The sequence below is a fragment of the Chroococcidiopsis sp. SAG 2025 genome, from assembly GCF_032860985.1.
Classification (GTDB): Bacteria; Cyanobacteriota; Cyanobacteriia; order Cyanobacteriales; family Chroococcidiopsidaceae; genus Chroococcidiopsis.
On record NZ_JAOCNC010000001.1, the window covers coordinates 426245 to 447787 of the forward strand.

Annotated in this window: 24 protein-coding genes, 1 tRNA gene and 1 pseudogene; 12 read left to right on the forward strand and 14 right to left on the reverse strand. The window is 45.0% G+C overall.

Features of this window, described 5'->3' with window-relative positions:
* Positions 1 to 197 precede the first annotated feature (197 nt).
* From hisD to truB, 3 genes are all read left to right on the forward strand, one after another.
* Positions 198 to 1541: a histidinol dehydrogenase gene (gene hisD / locus N4J56_RS02050; RefSeq protein WP_317104920.1), complete on the forward strand. Its 1344-nt coding sequence runs from the start codon at positions 198 to 200 to the stop codon at positions 1539 to 1541.
* A 116-nt stretch (positions 1542 to 1657) separates the two neighbouring features.
* Positions 1658 to 2086 (forward strand): universal stress protein, encoded by a 429-nt coding sequence (locus N4J56_RS02055; protein WP_317104921.1) that lies wholly within the window; start codon positions 1658 to 1660, stop codon positions 2084 to 2086.
* 46 nt (positions 2087 to 2132) lie between these two features.
* The gene (gene truB / locus N4J56_RS02060) at positions 2133 to 3035 is read left to right on the forward strand and encodes a tRNA pseudouridine(55) synthase TruB (protein WP_317104922.1); all 903 of its coding nucleotides are present in this window, start codon (positions 2133 to 2135) and stop codon (positions 3033 to 3035) included.
* A 112-nt stretch (positions 3036 to 3147) separates the two neighbouring features.
* On the opposite strand, the gene psbV2 is transcribed toward truB, so the two are convergent.
* The 9 genes and pseudogenes from psbV2 to N4J56_RS02105 form a co-directional block, all read right to left on the reverse strand.
* Positions 3148 to 3636, reverse strand: coding sequence for a photosystem II cytochrome PsbV2 (gene psbV2, locus N4J56_RS02065; RefSeq protein ID WP_317104923.1), 489 nt, complete (start codon positions 3634 to 3636; stop codon positions 3148 to 3150).
* A gap of 72 nt (positions 3637 to 3708) precedes the next feature.
* Complete coding sequence (gene psbV, locus N4J56_RS02070; RefSeq protein WP_317104924.1) at positions 3709 to 4200, reverse strand: photosystem II cytochrome c-550; 492 nt, start codon at positions 4198 to 4200, stop codon at positions 3709 to 3711.
* A 66-nt stretch (positions 4201 to 4266) separates the two neighbouring features.
* The gene (locus N4J56_RS02075; protein WP_317104925.1) at positions 4267 to 4464 is read right to left on the reverse strand and encodes a translation initiation factor IF-2; all 198 of its coding nucleotides are present in this window, start codon (positions 4462 to 4464) and stop codon (positions 4267 to 4269) included.
* 323 nt (positions 4465 to 4787) lie between these two features.
* Positions 4788 to 5738, reverse strand: a complete 951-nt coding sequence (gene accD / locus N4J56_RS02080) for an acetyl-CoA carboxylase, carboxyltransferase subunit beta (RefSeq protein ID WP_317104926.1) — start codon at positions 5736 to 5738, stop codon at positions 4788 to 4790.
* A 156-nt stretch (positions 5739 to 5894) separates the two neighbouring features.
* Positions 5895 to 6101: a putative signal transducing protein gene (locus N4J56_RS02085; protein ID WP_192153520.1), complete on the reverse strand. Its 207-nt coding sequence runs from the start codon at positions 6099 to 6101 to the stop codon at positions 5895 to 5897.
* 230 nt (positions 6102 to 6331) lie between these two features.
* Positions 6332 to 7150: a prepilin peptidase gene (locus tag N4J56_RS02090; protein WP_317104927.1), complete on the reverse strand. Its 819-nt coding sequence runs from the start codon at positions 7148 to 7150 to the stop codon at positions 6332 to 6334.
* A 93-nt stretch (positions 7151 to 7243) separates the two neighbouring features.
* Positions 7244 to 7507 (reverse strand): hypothetical protein, encoded by a 264-nt coding sequence (locus N4J56_RS02095; protein ID WP_317104928.1) that lies wholly within the window; start codon positions 7505 to 7507, stop codon positions 7244 to 7246.
* A gap of 153 nt (positions 7508 to 7660) precedes the next feature.
* The gene (gene leuB / locus N4J56_RS02100; RefSeq protein WP_317104929.1) at positions 7661 to 8752 is read right to left on the reverse strand and encodes a 3-isopropylmalate dehydrogenase; all 1092 of its coding nucleotides are present in this window, start codon (positions 8750 to 8752) and stop codon (positions 7661 to 7663) included.
* Positions 8753 to 8964: 212 nt separating this feature from the next.
* Positions 8965 to 9144 (reverse strand): annotated as a pseudogene (locus tag N4J56_RS02105) (DUF2887 domain-containing protein); the annotation flags it as partial.
* A gap of 183 nt (positions 9145 to 9327) precedes the next feature.
* Here N4J56_RS02105 and N4J56_RS02110 point away from each other — a divergent pair.
* Positions 9328 to 10278 carry an ABC transporter ATP-binding protein gene (locus tag N4J56_RS02110; RefSeq protein WP_317104930.1) on the forward strand — a complete coding sequence of 317 codons (951 nt, stop codon included), beginning with the start codon at positions 9328 to 9330 and terminating at the stop codon, positions 10276 to 10278.
* A gap of 141 nt (positions 10279 to 10419) precedes the next feature.
* Positions 10420 to 12120, forward strand: a complete 1701-nt coding sequence (locus tag N4J56_RS02115; RefSeq protein ID WP_317104931.1) for a hypothetical protein — start codon at positions 10420 to 10422, stop codon at positions 12118 to 12120.
* Positions 12121 to 12184: 64 nt separating this feature from the next.
* On the opposite strand, the gene N4J56_RS02120 is transcribed toward N4J56_RS02115, so the two are convergent.
* The 4 genes from N4J56_RS02120 to ruvB form a co-directional block, all read right to left on the reverse strand.
* A complete protein-coding gene (locus N4J56_RS02120; protein ID WP_317104932.1) occupies positions 12185 to 12511 on the reverse strand; it encodes a type II toxin-antitoxin system RelE/ParE family toxin in 327 nt (108 codons plus the stop codon).
* A complete protein-coding gene (locus N4J56_RS02125) occupies positions 12508 to 12762 on the reverse strand; it encodes a hypothetical protein (protein ID WP_039715057.1) in 255 nt (84 codons plus the stop codon). The genes N4J56_RS02120 and N4J56_RS02125 overlap by 4 nt, the downstream gene beginning before the upstream one ends.
* Before the next feature lie 259 nt (positions 12763 to 13021).
* Positions 13022 to 13897, reverse strand: coding sequence for a tetratricopeptide repeat protein (locus tag N4J56_RS02130; protein WP_317104933.1), 876 nt, complete (start codon positions 13895 to 13897; stop codon positions 13022 to 13024).
* Positions 13894 to 15009, reverse strand: coding sequence for a Holliday junction branch migration DNA helicase RuvB (gene ruvB, locus N4J56_RS02135; protein WP_410500402.1), 1116 nt, complete (start codon positions 15007 to 15009; stop codon positions 13894 to 13896). Before ruvB ends, N4J56_RS02130 begins: the two co-directional genes overlap by 4 nt.
* A gap of 216 nt (positions 15010 to 15225) precedes the next feature.
* Between ruvB and hisF the strand changes: the two genes are divergently transcribed.
* From hisF to N4J56_RS02150, 3 genes are all read left to right on the forward strand, one after another.
* Positions 15226 to 15996 (forward strand): imidazole glycerol phosphate synthase subunit HisF, encoded by a 771-nt coding sequence (hisF, locus tag N4J56_RS02140; protein WP_015152523.1) that lies wholly within the window; start codon positions 15226 to 15228, stop codon positions 15994 to 15996.
* Positions 15997 to 16117: 121 nt separating this feature from the next.
* Positions 16118 to 16309 (forward strand): hypothetical protein, encoded by a 192-nt coding sequence (locus N4J56_RS02145; RefSeq protein ID WP_106544032.1) that lies wholly within the window; start codon positions 16118 to 16120, stop codon positions 16307 to 16309.
* Between the two features lie 73 nt (positions 16310 to 16382).
* Positions 16383 to 16455, forward strand: a tRNA-Ala gene (locus tag N4J56_RS02150).
* Between the two features lie 24 nt (positions 16456 to 16479).
* Here N4J56_RS02150 and N4J56_RS02155 read toward each other — a convergent pair.
* Positions 16480 to 16806, reverse strand: a complete 327-nt coding sequence (locus N4J56_RS02155) for a heavy metal-binding domain-containing protein (protein WP_317104935.1) — start codon at positions 16804 to 16806, stop codon at positions 16480 to 16482.
* 115 nt (positions 16807 to 16921) lie between these two features.
* On the opposite strand from N4J56_RS02155, the gene N4J56_RS02160 reads away from it, so the two are divergent.
* From N4J56_RS02160 to N4J56_RS02175, 4 genes are read left to right on the forward strand one after another with little or no spacing between them, the layout of a single operon-like run.
* Positions 16922 to 18826 carry an OmpA family protein gene (locus N4J56_RS02160; protein ID WP_317104936.1) on the forward strand — a complete coding sequence of 635 codons (1905 nt, stop codon included), beginning with the start codon at positions 16922 to 16924 and terminating at the stop codon, positions 18824 to 18826.
* A 21-nt stretch (positions 18827 to 18847) separates the two neighbouring features.
* Positions 18848 to 19363: a Rab family GTPase gene (locus N4J56_RS02165; protein WP_317104937.1), complete on the forward strand. Its 516-nt coding sequence runs from the start codon at positions 18848 to 18850 to the stop codon at positions 19361 to 19363.
* Positions 19347 to 20366, forward strand: a complete 1020-nt coding sequence (locus N4J56_RS02170) for an adenylate/guanylate cyclase domain-containing protein (protein ID WP_317104938.1) — start codon at positions 19347 to 19349, stop codon at positions 20364 to 20366. Before N4J56_RS02165 ends, N4J56_RS02170 begins: the two co-directional genes overlap by 17 nt.
* Positions 20363 to 21469, forward strand: coding sequence for a HAMP domain-containing sensor histidine kinase (locus tag N4J56_RS02175; RefSeq protein WP_317104939.1), 1107 nt, complete (start codon positions 20363 to 20365; stop codon positions 21467 to 21469). Before N4J56_RS02170 ends, N4J56_RS02175 begins: the two co-directional genes overlap by 4 nt.
* The last annotated feature ends 74 nt before the right edge of the window (positions 21470 to 21543 follow it).

Below are 21543 nucleotides of genomic sequence, written 5' to 3' on the forward strand. Positions count from 1 at the left end.
TTAAGTTAGGGAAAATCGTAAATTAGACAAAATCCTAGATGTACTAATATAGCACCTAGATTGACAAGATTGCGATTCTACTAAAAATCCAGGTTAAGCTAGAGAAGCAAGAACAAATAAACCATAATCGCCGTCAGGCGGATATAGTATAGTTTTGTTCCCCAGCAGGCAATTCCTAGATTAGCATCCCGAACTCCATGCTGCGAATCATCACTCAGCAGGCTGAGGTAAGAGCCGAACTCCAGCGGATCTGCGATCGCACCCACGACGAACAAGTGGCTCATAAGGAAGCGACGGTTCGGGAGGTGCTTCAGACCGTGAAGCGCCAAGGAGACCGCGCCTTAATTCACTACACTGAAGAATTTGACCAACAAACGCTGAAACCAGAAGACCTCCGCGTGAGCGGCTCGGAACTGGATGCGGCTTACCAACAGGTGTCTCAAGAATTACTCAGCGCCATTCAGCTCGCCTGTCAGCGCATTGAGGCATTTCACCGCCAGCGCGTCCCAAAATCTTGGGTTCATTTTGATGAAGATGGGGTGGTATTAGGTAAGCGATACACCCCAGTAGATAGCGCGGGTCTATACGTCCCTGGAGGTCGGGCTGCCTACCCCAGTACGGTGTTGATGAACGCAATTCCAGCAAAAGTGGCTGGAGTGAAGCGCTGTGTCATCGTCACTCCGCCAGGGATGGGAAAAACAATGAATCCAGCGGTACTAGTGGCGGCTCAGGAAGCAGGAATTGAAGAAATTTATCGCGTTGGGGGAGCGCAAGCGATCGCGGCTTTGGCATACGGTACGGAAACACTGCCGAAAGTCGATGTGATTACGGGACCTGGTAATATTTACGTGACGCTAGCGAAAAAACTCGTCTACGGTACGGTGGGAATCGATTCTTTAGCCGGACCTTCAGAAGTTTTAATTATTGCCGACGAACAGGCTAACCCCGTCCACGTTGCTGCCGACTTGTTAGCCCAGGCAGAACACGACCCAATGGCAGCGGCAATATTGTTAACGACAGATGCGAGTTTGGCTAAGCAAGTTCAAACAGAAGTCGAGCGCCAGTTAGTCAATCACCCGCGCCGGACGCTGACGGAAAAAGCGATCGCCCACTATGGTTCGATCGCAGTCGTAGACTCGCTCAATACTGCTGCTCAACTATCGAACGAGTTTGCCCCCGAACACCTAGAATTAGAAGTAGCCGATCCTTGGGCGCTGTTAGAGCAGATCCGCCATGCAGGAGCGATTTTCTTGGGCAATTCTACCCCTGAAGCTGTAGGAGACTACTTAGCCGGTCCCAACCACACGTTACCTACTTCTGGTGCTGCTCGTTATGCTTCCGCTTTGGGGGTAGAAACTTTCCTCAAACACTCTAGTGTGATTCAATACACGCCGGAAGCACTCCAAAAAGTTGCAGGGGCAATTGATACCCTCGCAACAACCGAAGGACTGCCTTCTCACGCTGATTCTGTGCGGTTGCGAATGCAAGATTTGCAGGCGGGAGATTGGCAAATCGGAACTGGTGAAAAGGATGGACAGTGACCAGCGAACAGTAACCAGTAAACAGTCACCAGTGACCGCAAACCACGATTTACTGAGAACTGCGAACTGAGAATTGATAACTGATAACTGGTAACTGTAATATGGGAGGTTTGGCGGTGCTAAAGACGATTTTAGTGGCTCTTGACGGTTCGGAAATTCAGGAACGAGTGATTCAGAGTTTGGAAGAACTGCAACTCCAGCCGACGACAAAGGTGGTTCTCGCGCATGTCGTCCCTGCGGTCGAGTTAAGTCAAGAAGTTGTCAGCGATCGCCCCCAAGCCGTAGCGGAAGGACTGCCCTATTTACAAGTAGAAAAGCAACTGCAATCTTACCAAGCCAAATTATCTGGAGAAAGCATCATCGAGATCGTCACGGGCGATCCGGCTGAAGAAATTATTCGGTTAGCAAATATTTATCAAGCTGACCTAATTGCGATCGGCAGTCGCGGCTTGACCGGAGTAAAACGAATCATTCAAGGTTCTGTCAGCAGTCAAGTAGTTGAAAATGCTCCTTGTTCTGTATTAGTAGTCAAACCTGCTAGGTAAGAGCAGTCGTAAGTCGTAAGTCACTAAAATAACTGACAACTAATTCGTGCAAGGATTTATTAATTTAAACAAACCGCTAGATTGGACTTCCCATGACTGCGTGGCGCGGGTCAGGCGATTGTTGCGTACGTCGAGGGTAGGGCATGGGGGTACGCTAGACCCTGCGGCTAGTGGCGTTTTGCCGATCGCAGTTGGCAAAGCTACGCGGTTATTACAGTTTTTGCCTCAAGATAAGGCTTATCGAGCTACAATTCAATTTGGCATCGCAACCACAACCGACGACTTAGAAGGAGAGATCCTGAGTTCTAAGCCAGCAACAGATTTAAGCCTAGAGCAGATCGTTCCAAGATTAAAACAATTTCAAGGCAAGATCGTCCAAGTACCACCCAAATACAGCGCCATCCAGGTGCAGGGAAAGCGATTGTATGACCTAGCAAGAGCAGGAGAGGAAGTAGACGTGCCAGAGCGCACGGTAGAGGTATATAAGATTGACATTTTAGACTGGCAAGCGGGAGATTTTCCGAAATTGGAAGTGGCGATCGCCTGTGGTGCGGGAACGTATATTCGGGCGATCGCGCGGGACTTAGGTGCGGTGTTAGGAACTGGTGGGACGCTAGCAGCATTAACTCGTACTCGTAGTAGCGGTTTTGAAATTGCTGCCAGTCTCAGTTTAGATGAATTAGCCACACAGCTAGAGCAAGGCATATTCGAGCCTATTCCTCCTGCTATGGCTTTACAGCATCTTCCTAGCGTTAATTTATCAGAGCCAGTGGCGCGTAAGTGGTGTTTGGGTCAAAAAATTCCCTACCCAGAAATTCCTGTCACCACGACAAACGATGCTTTTTTAAGAGTTGAAGATGAGAGCGATCGCTTTTTGGGTATCGGGCGTTTAGCTCAAATAGATGATGTATGTTTGTTAGCTCCCCAAATAGTTTTTGTTGGCTCGTAGTCGGTTTTCAACAATAAGGGGCATTGCACCGCTACTACAAAGCGGACACAACACCCCTTATACTGCCTATGTTTAAATTTTTCCTGTCTTCTGTCTCCCGACTTCTACAAAATTAGAAGGTTTCTGTACCCCAGCCAGGAGCTTTTTTGGCTGCTGTCAAAATAAAAGCTGCTAGATTTTCCACTTGTGCTTGTGTCAACCAGCTTTGAGGGACTTCGCGACACCAGTAAGTTTCCTCGCTGCCGTCGTAAGTCATTGGTTTACGCATATAAGCAACTAAACCGTTAATATTGTCCCGCGATGGCATGGCTCCTTTCAGCTTTTCCAAAGAGAGTGAAACTTCTGGAAAAGATATGGTACTGCCACCGACATGACAAGTTTGGCAGCTTTGTGAAAAAGACTGCTTCCCTTGGGATATTTCTTCTGGTGAAAACGAGCGAGTCTCGCGGTCGCTCACTTCCAAATCGATTGGCTCAGTGACATGTAAATACCGAGCCACGTAGGAGTCAATCGCAGCTTGAGCAGGAGTACTTGGCAGCAGTAGCACTCCCAGGCAAACTATCAGAGAAAAGAACAGACAGCCAAACAATCGATTGGTCATTGGACATTGGTTAATAGTCAACGGTCATTGGTCATTAGTTTATGGCAGATAACAAATGACAAATGATATGCCTTAGTAGTAAATTTTGCCGCCTCCCCACTTGTCACCCAAAATCTTCGGTTGAAGCAGAACATGTCCGGCGATCGCTGTTAAGTCCTCATCCCGTAAATTTCTCATCGCTGGATAAATATCCGCACTCTTGATACTGGGATGGATTTCGGCAATTTCCTCCTCTCCGTCGTAGGTAGTAGGATTTTTCATATAATCCACCAACCCTTCAATGTTGTTCCGAGACGGTGTAGCTCCGGCTAGAGCTTCAGGGTCTAATCCGACGTTTTGGTTAGTTTTAGTCACACCACCAACGTGGCACTGAGCGCAGGCTTGGTTAAATAGACGTTTGCCTTCCTGCACCTGTTTGAGGCTTAGTACCGTAGTGTCGCCTTGGTCATTCAGTGGCACTGTACGGATAGCTTCGCTCATCTCAACTGCGGCGGCGCTGCCAACAACTAGCCCAAATGCTAACATCACAGTCGCCATTACTAGCCCGATTAATCTTTTGAACATGGTTCTCCTAAAATTTGGACGCTCAACACAGCACTTGTTACGGTTTGCTCAATCTCTAGTTCGATTTCACTGACGATCGCTAGCCTCAGAGCTTTGCCTTTGAGACAAAATTTGACTGATAACTGCCTTAGCATCTTCCAAAGCTAGACGGGTCTGAGGATTTTTATAAGCTATTCCCAAGCGATCGCACAAAACCATGACCTCCGCTGCGGGAAGGTTATAGTCCGCTGCGATTTCTGCAATGGACAAATCGGCAAAACCCATAATGAACGATTGTTTAGAAACAATTAGAGATTGAGACAGACGCTCTAATTATGTATGAATACCATGTCACTGCACAATTTGTTTCCTAAACCTTGAAGAGATAGGAGGGGCGAGGAGCGAGGAGTGAGGAGCGAGGGACGAAGGAAAGGGCTAGTTTATGAATTTTATGTAAAAAATTGTAAACTTACTGGGTTGCAGTATACGCTCATGCCACATTCAGTATGGCAACGATTGGTATTGAAGAGATAGAGAGGAGCGATTTCCCCTGCCCTCACTCCTCGCTCCACTCTCCGAGAAGCCGCTGTCGCGTCTACGCTCCTATTTCAGCCAGAAATACTCGAACTAAGAGCTATACCTTCTATATGTACTAGATTTGGAGCAGTAGTAAGTGGTTGATGTAGGGCAATCAGCTGAGCTAAAGTTTTCTTAAGTTGGGTACGAGGAACGATCGCATCGACGAAACCGTGTTCTAGTACGTCTTCAGCCGTTTGGAAATTATCTGGGAGTTTTTGACGCAGGGTTTGCTCGATCACCCGTCGTCCGGCAAAACCAATTGTTGCTTTTGGTTCTGCCAAGATGATGTCGCCTAACATAGCGAAACTCGCTGTGACACCACCAGTTGTTGGATTGGTTAACACTGGAATATATAGCAATTGGTCAGCGCGATGGCGTTCTAAGGCGGCAGAAATTTTTGCCATTTGCATCAAGCTGAGCATTGCCTCTTGCATTCTCGCACCACCAGAGGCACAGACAATTACTACAGGATATCGCTTCTGGGTTGCTTGTTCGATCAAACGGGTGAGTTTTTCACCTACCACTGAACCCATACTACCGCCGAGAAAGCGAAAATCCATCACGCCAAGGGCTGCTGGTAAACCGTCAATTTGACCGAAACCTGTTTGCACGGCATCATTTAAACCAGTTTTTTCTTGATATTCCCGCAAGCGATCGCTATAGGCTTTGCGATCGCGAAATTGTAGCGGATCGGCGGGATGCAAATTCTCATCAATCGGTTTCCAGGTATTGGCATCGATCAACTGGCGGATACGTTCGTTGCTGTCTACCCGCATATGATGCCCGCATTCCAAACAAACCATTTGATTTGCCATCAAGTCTTTGTTGTATGCCAAAACTCCGCACTCTGGGCATTTATTCCACAATCCATCAGCAATGTCGCGCTCGTGGCGTTCTTGACTAATGGAACCAGATTTGCGGCGATTGGCAAACCAGTCAAGTAAAGACATTAAACCGCGAGATTCGTCGTTAGTAGCCATGTTTATCTCGATCTTCCACCAGATATCAAATTTGAAAACAGCGTTTATGCCCTACACTTGTAGGTTCCGTAACTTCATTACCTTATTTTGGGTACTTTAGTTACTATCGTGTTATTAAACTTAAGCTTAGATATTTTGACATTTTTTAGCGCTGATTTACTCCTCTTCAATCGGACTCAACAGCAGTAAGGCAGTCCACCGATCCTTTGCGTAGACCTGCAAAGCGGCGGGACTGCCTGCACCAAAATAGCTCGTACTACCCAAATCTAATATCCGCGTCGGGATGCCATGCGCCTCTAGGATTTGTTGCATTAGCTCCGCTTCCCAACGCCAGCTCGTAGTTCTTAGCGTCATCCAGTTCACAAGATTATGTTACCAGAATGAGGAGCGAGGAGCGAGGAGTGAGGGCAAGAGGATAAGGGAGACAAGGAAGACAAGGAAGACAAGGGGAACTCGCTCTTCCCCACGACCGTTCGGCGAAGCCGTTCCCGAAGGGTAGGGAGTGGGGATTAGGGCAAGAGGATAAGGGAGACAAGGGAACTGGGAAAGCAGGTGTGCAAAGAAATAATCCAAAATCCTCTCACTCCTCGCCCCTATATATTGGGAAACATCAACCGGAAGTAAGTTGAAAGAATGGCTTCACCAGCAAACACGGTGATGACTGCGCCGAGGGCGAGAAAGGGGCCGAAAGGCATTGGTTGGCGGCGATGGAGTATACCAAGGGCGAGCGCACCTCCGCCGACAAATGCACCCAAAGCACAAGCCAGAAAACCCGATAAGAGTAAATATTTCCAGCCCAACCAAGCACCCATCATGGCGGCTAATTTCGCATCTCCTCCACCCATTGCGGTTTGTCCGAGACAGATGGAACTCACGATGATAATGGCATCAAATAACCAAATTCCTAATACAGCTCCAATCGCACCAGCCATGAGTTGATGAATTGCTCCTGTCCAAGTGCCTTGAACTAAATAACCCATAGCTAGTTGAAATACCAAACCCAGAACTAATCCCGATTGTGTTAGCGGGTTGGGCAATGTCATCGTATCTAGATCGATCAGCGATAGTGCCAGCAACCAACTTGCAAAAGCCCAATAACCGAGGGTTTGAGCTGAAATATCAAACGTCCAAAAAATTGATAAAAATAGCAGTCCCGTGACTGCTTCAATAATTGGATAGCGAATGGAAATTGGATTTCTACAGTACTTACAGCGCCCTTGCAGTAACAACCACCCTAGCACTGGTAAATTTTCTTTTCCTAGCCGATGCAAGCAATGAGGGCAGCGAGAAGGCGGATAGAGAACGGATAACCCTGCAGGTACGCGATAAACTACAACATTGATGAAGCTACCAATAGACGCTCCAAGAGCAAAAACTATAACTGCAACTGGTATGGCAAGGAGAGTGTCCATTTATGAGGGGTAAGGAATCGGGGGTAAGGGGTAAGAGTGCAGTAAGTTCTGACTTACGACTTACAACTTACGACTTACGACTTACGACTTAACTTATGGGCTTTCTGCTTCGATTTGGGCGATGGGGATGAAGCGTTCTTGGGGTAACAGGATTGGTTGAGTGGAAAAGAGAACTTTACCCTGATAAGTTAATTGATTGACAACAACTCCTGATGGGCGCTTGGCATTTGAGGCGTGGGTTTCGCAGTAGTCGCGGTAAATTTGACGAGCTACTTTCAAGATTGTAGGGTCGATCAACACAGGGTAATTTAGGGGATGAGAGGGGTCTTCAGTTCTCCGCGATCCAGCATATACCACAAAATTGCTCCATCTCTATCTAAAATTATTCTTAAGTTATAGCTGGTGCATCTAGGTTTGTCACCCTTTTTAGTTGTCAGTTGTCAGTTATCAATGAAGAATCACTACCAATGACTAATGACTAATGACCAATGACAAATAACCAACTACCTGTCATCCTTTGGTTAATTCCTCAATCAGTGCTTTACCCATTGCCCGACAGCCCAGCAAATTCATACCAGGGGACATGATATCGCCCGTGCGACCGCCTCTATCTAAAACTCTTAATACTGCTTGCTCGATGCGATCGGCTGCCTCTGGTTGGTTTAAGCCGTAGCGTAACATCATAGCAGCACTAAGAACTTGTGCTAGAGGATTTGCTTTGTCTTGTCCGGCAATGTCGGGGGCGGAACCGTGGACGGGTTCGTAAACTCCTGCACTACTAGCACCTAGACTAGCGGAGGGTAACATCCCGATACTACCTGTCAGCATAGCTGCTTCGTCTGAGAGAATATCACCGAAAAGGTTGCCTGTAACTATTGTGTCGAATTGTTTCGGGTGGCGAACTAGCTGCATGGCAGCGTTATCAACATACATATGAGTGAGTTCGACATCGGGATATTCTGAGGCAAGGGCGGTGATGCGATCGCGCCACAGTTGAGAGACTTCCAACACATTCGCCTTATCGACAGAACAGAGTTTGTTTCTGCGTTTTTGAGCTGTTTCAAATGCGACTCGTCCAATGCGATCGATCTCTGACTCGGTGTAAGCCATCGTGTTGACTCCCCGCTTTTCTCCGGTTTCGGTGGCAAAAATGCCCTTGGGTTGTCCGAAGTAAATTCCCCCTGTCAGTTCTCGCACTACCATAATATCTACCCCTTCCACGACTTCTCGTTTGAGGGAAGAGGCATCAATTAGCTGTGGCAGAATCTTGGCGGGGCGTAAATTGGCAAATAGACCTAAACCCGCCCGCAGTCCTAATAACCCCGTTTCAGGGCGCTGGTGGCGCGGTAAGTTATCCCATTTGTAACCGCCGATCGCGGCTAATAATACCGCATCGCTATTACGACAAATTTCCAAAGTTTTCTCTGGTAGGGGTTCGCCTGTAGCATCAATAGCTGCACCACCAATTAAGGCTTCCTGAAATGTAAAGCCGATATTTAGTTGTTCTCCCACCAGTTTCAGCACCTCTACCGCTACTTGGATGATTTCGGAACCAATGCCATCTCCAGGTAAAAGCGCGATTCGGTATTGCTGCTGTGACATATTGGATGATTTGGATAAAGACTTGTCGGGTTAACTATAGTAGCAGGGAAATGGAGCGTGAATTCTGAATTGTTCCCTTCTCCACTTGCTACTCAAGCTAGCTACATAATAAAGTTTCTTATTAAGAAAAATCTGTGATTAATTTGCTAATACCGATCGCTCAAGCAATATAATGACCTTCACCATCTCACTATAAGCGTGGCAAGACCTGCAACAGCCGCACCTTCATTTTCTGGTGGTAAAAATACCCTGTCAATTTCAAACTTGGCTTCTTCGATCGCAACAAAATCAAAACGGTAATTCTCTGCATTTACTGGAGATTTTGTCAATAGTTCAAATCGGAAAGTAGGAGATTGTTGAAAAAGTTTGTAAAATGTTGAGTCTCGCCGCATAAAAATGGCAACTTCACAACCGTCAACTATCAACCGTCTTCACGAAGTGTAGCGCAGCGTTTACTATCAATCACACTCGGCATTTAACCCTACTGACAAAATAGATCCAAGCAAGCTAAGCTATCCGATAATGAAGTTGCGTTCTTGACGCTGACTCACCCTTGTCTCCCAAACTTAGCACCCATGCTCAACGAACTGGCAATTCGCACTTGTGGGCTGACGAAACAATTCGATCGCCACATTGCGGTGAACGATGTCGATTTACAAGTTCAGGCTGGGGAAGTTTACGGCTTAATTGGACCGAACGGTGCAGGTAAAACAACGCTAATTCGGATGTTAGCAGCAGCCGAGGAACCAACTAAGGGAGAAATATACATCAATGGCGATCGCTTAGTGGGCGATCGCGATAATTCTATCCTCAAGCAACGCCTGGGGTATTTACCCGACGACTTTCCCCTCTACGACGATCTCACCGTTTGGGACTACCTAGACTATTTTGCGCGGTTGTACAAGTTGAAAGAACCGCGCCGCAGTCAACGCTTGCGAGAAGTCTTAGAACTCGTCCAATTGAGTCAAAAACGCCGCAGTTTAATTGCTACCCTGTCGCGGGGAATGAAGCAACGCCTGAGTTTGGCAAGAACAATCATCCACGAACCAATTGTACTACTATTAGACGAACCCGTTTCGGGACTTGACCCGATCGCCCGAATGCAGTTTCGGGAAATTATTAAGGTTTTGCAAGAAGCGGGAATGACGATTTTGATTTCATCCCATGTTTTAAGCGACTTAGCAGAGTTATGTACTTCCGTGGGCATTATGGAGTTGGGCTTTTTGGTCGAAAGTACAACCTTGAGTCAGTTATATCAGCGACTCGCCCGCCAGCAAATTTTCTTAACAACCTTGGGAGAAATCGAAAGATTAACAGCAGAATTGAATAATCACGTCCTCGTAGCGGGATGGGAGGTGTTACCGGGAGGACAGCGGGTGCAGATAGATTTTACTGGAAATCAGGAAGACTGTGCGGATTTATTGCGATCGCTGGTTGCAGCTGGCGTTCCTTTATCTGAATTTCATTGTACTCAGGAAGACTTAGAAACAATTTTCCTCAAACTAGGACACCAGCAAGCGTCTTAACTATGGGTTAGGAGTTAGGGGTTAGGGGTTAGGGGTAAGTCAAAAGTCAAAAGCTAAAACTCAGAAGTGACAGCTAATAAATGACCAACTACCAACTACCAATTACCAATTACCAATTACCAGAACGGGAGATTTATTTTTATGAGATTAAGTTGGATAGACAAATTGGGGGATAGAAACCCTCAGTTGTTGCGGGAGATTAAAGGGAGATTTAAACCGCGCAATTTAATTATTTCGACAGTTATTTCTTTACTGGGACAATTTTTCTTATTTCGCATATTTCAAGCAAAATTACCATCTGCTAGTCAAGGTTGGTCAATGCCAACTCGTCATCCTTTATGTACTGGCGAGCAGTGGGAATATTCTATACCTGAATGTCTCACGGATGCTGCGGGAAATCTTTTGATTAATTGGCAGATGTGGTGGTGGGATATATTTTACACTGTCAGTAAGTTTGGTGTTTTTGCCCTCATTTTAGCAGGGACTTACACGCTGATTAGTGACTTAGCTAATGAAGAACGTCGAGACACACTCAATTTTATTCGCCTCAGCCCTCAATCAGCTAAAAGTATTTTAATTGGCAAACTATTGGGTGTACCAAGTTTGTTGTATATTGTGGTGGGTCTGGCTGTACCGCTACATTTAATCGCCGGGATTGGAGCGCACGTTCCTCTGAGTCTAATTTTCAGCTTTTATGGGCTAGTAGTTGCTAGCTGTATTTTCTTTTTCAGTGCTGCTTTACTATTTGGTTTAGTGAGTGCTTGGCTAGGTGGATTTCAAGCATGGTTAGGTAGCGGTGCAGCATTTGTGTGCCTGTTTATTGCCACTGCCAAACCTGTACTTCATACACCGTCAGACTGGCTAAATTTGTTTTCACCATTTCTGATTTTTGAGCAAATCGCTAAGGCAACTGAATTAGAAAACTATAGTTTGTCGCTGCTTAGCACGGCAGATTTAGAATTATTCTATCTGCCTGTAGGCGATGCGTTATGGGCGACTTTGGGTTTAGCAGTTCTCAACTTCGGGGTTGGGACGTACTGGATTTGGCAAGCTTTGCAGCGTCGATTCCATAATCCTAGTAAAACCATTTTTAGTAAGAGCCAAAGTTACTTGATGGTGGCGAGTTTGGAGGCGATTTTAGTTGCATTTGCTGCTACAACACCTAAATATCGATATTCAACCAATCTCGGACATAACTTTCAAGAATTGCTTGTCTATAACTTGGTATTGTTTATCTGTTTGATTGTAACTCTCACGCCACAGCGTCAAACCTTGCAAGATTGGGCAAGATATCGACGGGAAAGAGTTAGCAATCGTCAAAAGTTCTTGAGTTCTTCGCTAGTAAAAGATTTGACGTGGGGAGAAAAAAGCCCAGCTATACTCGCGATCGCACTAAACTTAGCTATTGCTGCTACAACTCTAACTCTTTGGATTACCTTTGTCTTACAACCGATTGACAAACAACCTGCTTTCTTGAGTATGGTTATTGGTGGTAATTTGTTACTGATCTGTGCTGCGATCGCCCAACTTTTAACATTTATGCGGGCGCAAAAGCAAGGTTTGTGGATTGCTGGGGCTTTGGGTGCGGTCATTTTATTACCCGCAGCCATTCTCACCGTGCTATCAATCGCACCACAACAAATTCCTGGATTATGGTTGTTTACTCCTTTTGCTTGGTTTGCGTTAGAAAAAGCCAGCAATACAACCATCTTTTTGGCGCTATTAGGACAGTGGAGTGCAGTCACTCTCTGTACGATTCGCATGACGCGCCAGATCCAACGTGCGGGTGAATCGAGTACTAAAGCTTTAATGAGCGATCGCCCTTCTTTACCAATGGCGTAGGTATCGATTCACAATACGTTTGTAGGGGCGTACAACTGTGCGCCCCTATATGTTTTTAGCGTTTTTAGCCTTCTCCTACAGTCTGTTGTGCTGCGTGTCGGATGTGAAGAATCCGAACTGTAGCCGCTTCATTATTTTCAATAATAGTGAAAAGAATATGATAAGAATTACGACCTTTACCGTAGAGAAGTTGACGAATTTCTTGACTAAAATACCGCTCTTCTCTTGCAAGCGAACAACGCTTAGGCATTTCTGATAAAGATTCAATTACTCTCAGTAACCCTTCATACCACTGGCTTGCTTTCTCAGATGATGTTATTTGATATATTCGCAGAAATGCACTATCTGCTTCTCCCTCTGCCACGCTAGAAATTTCAATACGATAACTCACGAATCGTTTTGCAGATTGTATTTACGGCGTTGTTCTTCAGCAAACTCATGAAATGAACGGGAACGTCCCGCTTCAAATTCATCTAAACCGCGCTGAATACCTACAATAGCTGCTTCAGAATCTTGCAACTCCCATTTTAAAATGTCAGTTATCAATTCAGCCGCGACAATACTTACATCTTGTCCTTGTTGTGCTGCTTTTTCCCGCAGCTGCGCTTCCACTTCTGGACTAAGAGAAATCATAATCGACATAAACTTAGTGTTTTAGTATCGAGCCTCTGCGTGTCATTTTAACAAATGACCTATGTTTTCGCGCACTTTAGAATGCGGTGTACAACAGGGGAAAAAAATACACTTGCTATGTCATGTCATTACTTGCTTGCCAAGGGTTGCTATCGTGCAAATTCAGGTAAATCTTTATTTTTCCTTGCACTTCAGGAGGTAAATAGCCTATAAAAAGTTGGGTAAATATAGATTTGCTACTCATGGTAGCGGACATTAACAACGTATCTTATTTAAGCTGTTGGAACTTTTCTAAAGCTGCAACCATAGTGGGGGGCCAACGGCGAATATTTGTGACCCAGTTAATGTCTTTATAACGAGGATCTAAGCCTACAGCAGCTACCCAGTTACTTTCTGCTTCTCCCTTATTTCCCTGTTCCCAAAGTGCAGCAGTTAAGGCGGCGCGGACATCAGCAAATTGAGGATACTTGCGAATAATATTTCGCATTTCCCGCAAGGCTTTATCTTTTTGACCATCTTGATATAAAGCTAGGGCATAATTGGCACGGGCAAAAGCAAAATTAGGGGCAGTATCAGCAGATTTTTTGTAATCGACGATCGCCTTTTCCCATTGTCCCAAACCTGCTTCGGCATTACCGCGATTGTTATATGCCATTGCATCGGTAGGATCGATTTCTAAAATATGATTATAGTCGGCGATCGCTTCTGACCATTTTCCTAAACCCTCCAAAGCCGCACCGCGATTTAAGAAAGGATCGGTCACGCCCGGGGCAAGTTCGATCGCTTTGTTATAATCGGCGATCGCTTCATTTAATTTATTTTGACTGACTCTAGAATTGCCTCTGTTACTCCAAGCTGCCGCATTGGTGGGAAATTCTTCGATAATTTGCGTCCAATAAGTTTCAGCTTGGGGAAAGTTGCCTTTCTCAGTTAAAGAAAAAGCTTCATTCGCCAATTTCTCTAGATTTTGTAACTGTTCTACACTCAGATTTGGTGGCGGTGATTGCTGGGCAACCGCTGGTTCTACCCATCCCAAGACAAACAAAGCACTGAGTAATAGTGTCAGCACGCAGACGCGCAGATTGACACTTACAAATTCAATCTTGTCTGTATTGAAGCGCGTCCAACTGGGGTGGTAAATCATAAATCCGATTGCGACAGTAACGATAGTTGTCCGTTGGGTGGTTTCAAACCTAAATGCTTGTATGCCGCAGGAGTGGCAACGCGACCTCTAGGAGTCCGTTGTAAGTAACCGATTTGCATCAGATAAGGTTCGTAGACTTCCTCAATTGTTTGGATATCTTCACCCGTCGCCGCTGCTAGGGTTTCAATACCCACAGGTCCACCATTAAATTGTTCGATCGTCACGCTCAGCATTTTTCGGTCTGTCCAATCTAGACCGCAAGGGTCTACCTGATATAATTCTAGAGCTGTTGCGGCTACATTTTGCGTAATTGTACCTGCTGCTTTAACTTCGGCATAGTCTCGCACTCGTTTCAGCAGGCGGTTGGCAATACGCGGCGTACCTCGCGATCGCTTGGCAAGTTCCAACGCCCCGTCATCGCTAATTGGTGTATGCAATAACTCAGCCGTCCGCAACACAATTTGACACAATTCCGCTGGTTCGTAAAACCGCAACCGCTGTACCGAACCGAAGCGATCGCGTAATGGGGAAGATAGCGCCCCGGCGCGGGTCGTCGCTCCTACCAAGGTATATTTAGGTAGCGTAATACTACGAGTTTTGGCACTCGCTCCTTTACCGATCGTAATATCCAAACGATAATCTTCCATCGCCGGATACAAAATTTCCTCCGCCATCCGCGACAGGCGATGAATCTCATCAATAAATAGAATATCTCCTGGTTTGAGACTCACCAGCAGACCCATAATATCCCTCGGTCTTTCCAATGCTGGGGCGCTGGTAATCTTGCAGTCTACTCCCATTTCTCCTGCTAAAATGAGCGCCATCGTAGTTTTACCCAATCCAGGCGGACCATATAACAATAAATGATCTAGGGTTTCTCCTCTAGCTTTAGCGGCTTGAATCGCAATTGATAGCACCTCTTTCAAGTCTTTTTGCCCGATATAATCGGCAAATGTGTGGGGGCGCAAGCTTTGTTCTTGTTTGCTTTGTTCCTCCGCAGTTGCCTGCGGTTGCAACAAATCCTCTACAACAGGCTGAGGTTGAGGTTTCTTCTGTTGCTTTTTTGCAGGCTTAGAAGGTTCTGACGGTTGTTTGGAAGAAATAATTGCCATGATCTGGGGAGTGGGGAGTCGGGAGTCGGGAGTAAATGCTTCCTTTGTTTGGAAGAAGTAATTGCCATGATCTGGGGAGTGAGGAGTGGGGAGTCGGGAGTCGGGAGTAAATGCTTCCTTATCTCCCTTGTCTCCCTTGTCCAAGACATCCTTAGTTTCCCTATATTTACACAGGTTTATCCCCTATAATCTCTGGAGTCATTGGAAGGGCGAACTATGTTAGCTAAAAGAATTTTGCCTTGCTTGGACGTAAAGGCGGGGCGGGTTGTGAAGGGGGTAAACTTTGTCAATCTCCAAGATGCAGGCGATCCGGTAGAGTTGGCAAAAGTATATAACGAAGCTGGGGCGGATGAGTTGGTATTTCTGGATATTACTGCTACCCACGAAGACCGTGACATTATTTTTGATGTGGTTTATCGTACTGCCGAACAAGTGTTTATTCCTCTGACTGTCGGCGGGGGCATCCAATCCTTAGAACAAATTAAAAATTTGTTAAGAGCGGGAGCGGATAAAGTGAGCATCAATTCTGCCGCAGTTAAAGACCCAGACTTAATTAATCGTGCCAGCGATCGCTTTGGCAATCAGTGTATAGTAGTGGCTATTGATGCACGGCGACGGCAGGATGTCAATAACCCTGGATGGGACGTTTACGTTCGTGGTGGACGAGAGAACACTGGCATAGATGCTCTGCAATGGGCGCAAGAAGTTGCCCAACGAGGTGCTGGGGAGTTGTTGGTCACGAGTATGGATGCCGATGGCACTCAAGCAGGGTATGACATAGAATTAACTGGCGCGATCGCCTCATCTGTAGAAATCCCAGTTATCGCCTCTGGTGGTGCGGGAAACTGCGAGCATATCTACACTGCTTTGACTGAGGGGAGAGCTGAAGCTGCTTTGTTAGCTTCATTGCTGCATTACGGTCAGTTGAGTGTAGGACAAATTAAATCCTATTTGAGCGATCGCAACTGCCCCATCCGGCTTAATTAGATCTAATCGGCGCTATTAATTTGCCAAATTTCTGTAGCAAGAAAAACTTAACCTCTAATTAAGACCAGGTTCCTGAGAATTAGTTAAGATATATGAAATATGCTTTAAAATATCTTAAAAAATGCTGACAGTTATTCTCATTTTTGACGTAGCTTTAGTGGCTTGGTCGCTGCACCTGATGGAAGAGGCGTTTGCGAGTAAGGAATTTTCGATGATGCTGGCAGGGGTGTTAGTGGCAGCTAGTGCCGCAGCCATGTTAGTTGTCTACTTTTTGATGGGGAACTGCATGAGCTACTTAGCCCGCGGATATTAATGCTTAAAATAACTAAATAGTGCAGATTGACGGCAAAGAGAGATTTAAGGCATAATAAAAAACGCACTTGTGCGGGGTTATAGCTCAGTTGGTAGAGCACCTCAATGGCATTGAGGGGGTCAGCGGTTCGAATCCGCTTAGCTCCATTTGAAGTAGAGTTACCGAGATGATTACTGGCAGACAACAGCAGTACCGCTGACTGCCACCATCAACATACTACCGCCATTGCCAACACCAATGGTTTCGTAATCGATGTCAATGCCAATGACTGCATTAGCACCGAGAGCTTGAGCTTGCTGAATCATCTCGCGCATGGCAGTATCCTTCGCTTCTCTGAGCGATCGCTCGTAACCTGCCGAGCGACCACCGACAATATCCCGAATTCCGGCAAAGAAATCGCGAAAAATATTTGCCCCTAGAATCGCTTCGCCACTTACAATACCGAGATGCTGCACGACGCGCTTGTCGCCAACTAAGCTGGCTGTGGTTAAAATCATATGACTCCTTTAATACAATAGTTGTATAAGAATTGTCAGTGTTTCATGTCCCCTTGACTACAGGTAGCTATACAATTCAATGTGAGTATGGGGGATATAAGGAAACGATCGACAAATGACTGACTCTTCTGGTCGCCAATCTACTGACACTTCAAGCTCTGAGGTTGAGGCACTGACGGAGCTGGAGAGTCTGCTGGATCGATCGCAAAATATCGATCTCACCGCTGCTGAAGCAGAAGTATTAGACCAACTGCGTCAGTTAGTCTTGGATGGACAGCCATCAACACCAACAGAGCGATCGCAACCACCACCCCACAAGAATTTTACTACCGAAGAGGAAGCGATCGCCGAATTACGGGATTTACTTTTCGGTCCCGAACTTCAAGCAAAACTCGATAAATCGCAACTCCGAGTCGAAGATGTGAGTCGGGTTTTGCCAGAGGCGATTATTCTGAGGTCATTACAGGACGACCAACTGACTCAAGCCGTCGTCCCAACTGTAGAACAAGCAATTCAAACCTCGGTCAAAAAAGACCTGAATACGCTGTCCGATGCTTTGTTTCCCATCATCGGATCTGCTAGCCGCAAAGCTGCAATGGCGGCGCTAAAAACTTTTGTTGCCACTTTTAATCAAGCACTCGACCATAGCTTAACTCCAAGAAGTTTTCGCTGGCGCTTAGAAGCAATGCAAACTGGTAAGTCTTTTGCCGAAGTTGTCTTGCTACGAACGCTAGTTTATCGAGTAGAAGAAGTTTTTTTGATTCATCGTCACACTGGACTGTTATTGCATAGCTTGGCAGTAGATCTGACCGCAACACAAGATGCAGATCTGGTTGCAGCTATGTTAAAAGCAATTCAAGATTTCGTGCAAGACTCGTTTAAGGTTAAGCAACAAGATCGGTTGGACGCGCTAGAATTTGGCGAATTGACGATTTGGATCGAGCAAGGTCCCCAAGCAATTTTAGCAGGCATAATTCGAGGTAATGCACCTAAAGAATTAAGAGAAAATTTTCAAGCTACCCTAGAAACAATTCACAAGAAATTTTACCAGGAACTGTTGAATTTTCACGGCGACGACACTCCATTTGAAGCCAGCAAACCTTATTTAGAAAATTGCCTTCAAGCTCAATATCAAAGTACATCAGAAAAACCTTCACCGCTTTTATTATTATTGATAAGCGGACTCTTTTGTACGCTAGGATTGTGGAGTTTTATGTCTTTTCAAGCTCGACAAAAATGGCAGGCATATTTAGAAACATTAAACTCGCACGCAGGAATAGTTGTCGTTAGTGCTGAAAAACATTTTGGCAAGTATCATATATCGGGATTGCGCGACCCTTTGGCTGTCGATCCGATTCAATTAATTTCAGATGCAGAGATCGACCCTAAAAATGTTGTCAGCCGTTGGGAGCCTTACATCTCGCTCGCTCCACAATTTGTGACTAAAAGAGCGGAAAAATTATTACAACCACCAGCAACTACGAGTTTGAAAGTCGATCGCAACGGCGTTCTTTATATGACTGGTACTGCACCGCAACAGTGGATCGATCGAGCAAAAAAATTGGCTCCTAATCTCCCTGGAGTGTCGCAGTTACAGACAGAGCATCTAACTACAATTGAACTCCAAGAATTGCTCAAAACTAAAACTGAATTAGAACGAGAAGTTCTCTTATTTGTGAACGATCGCCCGCAACTTTTACCAAATCAACAACAGAAATTAGAGCAGATCGTTGCAGCTATTCAAAAACTCACAAAGATGGCTCCAATTTTGCAAAAGAACGCACGAGTCGAAATTAAAGGACACGCAGATAGCGATGGTTCGATAGAGCATAATATGGATCTCAGTAAAACTAGAGCAAAGCAAATTTCATTAGTTTTGGTTTCGCGAGGAATAAGATCGTCTGATTTAACGACAATTGGCGTGGGGACGCAAGAACCTTGGCAACAAAATGTCAGCCAAAACAATCCAGAAATGAATCGTCGCGTTTCTTTTAAGGTATTTTTAACGGATGCACCCTAGAAAAAATTTGCTGTTTGAGATATGATTCAAAAAAAAATATGTATGGTCGGTGCGTTTGCTACGGGAAAAACGAGTCTAGTATCGCAATTCGTTAAAAGTATTTACTCAGAAATATACCATTCAACCGTAGGAGTAAAGATTGATAAAAAACTAGTTAAAATTGCCGAGCGAGAAGTCAATCTAATTCTGTGGGATATCCACGGTGAAGACGAGTTTCAGAAATTGCAGATGTCTTATTTAAGAGGTGCATCTGGTTATCTTCTAGTCGTAGATGGAACTCGTCGCTATACTTTAGATAAAGCATTATCTTTACAACAAAGGGTAGAAGAAACTCTCGGCAAAGTTCCCTTTATATTGGTATTGAATAAATCAGATTTAACAGCAGATTGGGAAATAGAGGATTCAGTAGTGGATAGTCTTTTACAAAAAAACTGGACGGCGATCGAGACTAGTGCTAAAACAGCTACAGGTGTAGAAGAAGCCTTTGCCAAACTCACACAACAAATGCTGGAGGCAATGGATGTCTCACCTCCCTAAATCTATAGTCAAGTACTTTCAAGAGTTAATTTTTGAAAGTCGTTGTCCGGCTTACTTTTTAGTAAAGGATGGCTATTTAGTGAGCTGGGGAGGTCAATTATCATTGTATGGTTTTCATCATCTCGAACGAGGCGAGTGTGTTGAAAAAAAGATTTTATTTTTAGCGGGATTGCTACCTTTTGGGAATTTGCCAATTATCTTACCTTGCATAAAAATGGAATCGGGAGTTGCTGCCGAGGTTCACATTTTTTCTGCGGATGAAGGCGACTGGATACTATTATTGGATGCAAGACGATACGAGCATCAGTACAGCATCCTTCAGCAACAAGGCAACGACTTGAGTTTAATTCGCCAACATCATTCTCGATTGCTAGAACAAAGCCTACACGATCGAATCGCAGCTAACTTATCGCAGGAATTAGTGACAGCATTAGAGAAAGGCGATCGCCGAGATGTGACTATTCTTTTAGCTAAGATTTGCAGCCTCAACTCCTCGATTGAAGATTACCCGCCAGCAGAAGCGATCGCCACTCTCAACTCATATATTTCCACGATCGCGCAACCGTTACTAGATCGAGGTGGGATAGTGAGTAAAGGTTTTGGGGATGCTGTAACAAGTTTGTTTGGCATACTTCCGGTGACTGGTTCGCCTGCGGTGCGCGCGATTGAAGCAGCGATCCGAGTTTTAGAGACAGTACGAGAGATGAGTCAGGTGCGGCAAGTTGATAAATGCATTGCTTTTGGTGTTGGTATCAGTATTGTTTCTGGGTCCCTGATTGTGGGTATTACTGGTAGTCAGAATCAAAAAACTTTGCTTGCTGTTGGCGATCGCATGGCAATTATAGAACAGCTAGGATTTCAAGCAACTCCTAACGCGATCGCGATCGATCGCAACACATACGATCGCATCGGTGAGATGCAAGCTCGCTTCAGGAGAAGTCATACTATATTTAAAGGCATTGCTAGCGAACCAATACCTATCTTTACGTTTTTAGTAGCATGAGCGAGGAAAGCATCATAGATGAGCTATTTGCGGCACTAAATGTCGTTGTTCTAGAACGATTGGAGTATAATTCATTCAAGCTCATCGGTACTGCACCTATCTGGTTCGTACAATTTTATGGAGATACTGACTTACAACAACAGTTGATGCCGGGACAGAAATTTCCCGTACTCGATAATTTTTTGATCGACGCAGAAGCCTTTTGGCAGAAAAATCAATCGGGAAGAATTAAATCTGGACTGTGGACGGAAACTGACTTATCAGGACAAGAATTTTATTTAGAGGCTTCAGCAGTTTGTCTAAATGAGAAAAAAATATTATTAATTGCTTCTAATTATAAAGAGCATCAGTTTCTACTCCAAAAAGCTAGAGAAAACAGTTTAAATTACTACAATTTATTAAAAGAAATTCAAAGAAAAGAAGTATTAATTCATTGTATCGTTCACGATCTAGCCGGACAGTTAACGGGAATCAAGTATTGTTTCGAGCTGCTCTCACTCCAAAACCTCAATTCTAAAGCGCAAGAATACTTAAATATCGGTAAAAAGCAGTGTCAAAAACAAGAAACATTAATTCGAGAAATTTTAGATGCTTTTGCGGCTGAAATTGAGACTTTGGAAGGGTTGGGAAACGATCCGCAACAAGCACCAGATGCGCTAGCTTGCGTTTTAGAAGTTGTGAATGCTTTATCACCAGTTTTCTTTCTCAATCAGATCGATTTACGGCTACAAATCGATGTTGATAAAACCAGAGCATGGAAAGTTGTAGGAGAAACGTCACGTCTGGAAAGAACGATAACGAATTTGGTAGAAAACGCCTACAGGCACAGTCCACCAAACTCTGCGGTGACAATTGGGATTGAAGAAGAAGGAGATTTCATAGTTATTACAGTTGACGATATGGGTTCTGGCATAGAACCAGAAATCGCTACAACTTTATTTCAAAAGTTTTCCCAAGGCAAAAATAGCCCGGGAAGAATTGGCTTAGGGCTATATTTCTGTAGAATTACAGTAGAGCAATGGGGTGGAAGTATCGGCTACAAAACCAATTCTCAAGGGGGAGCGCAGTTTTGGTTCCGCTTGCCGACAGTACTGAGCGAATAGAGTTCGCAGTAACACAAACAAAACCTACTTCCGTAGGTTCAATATCATTAAATTTTCTCAGTTCGCGCAGGCGA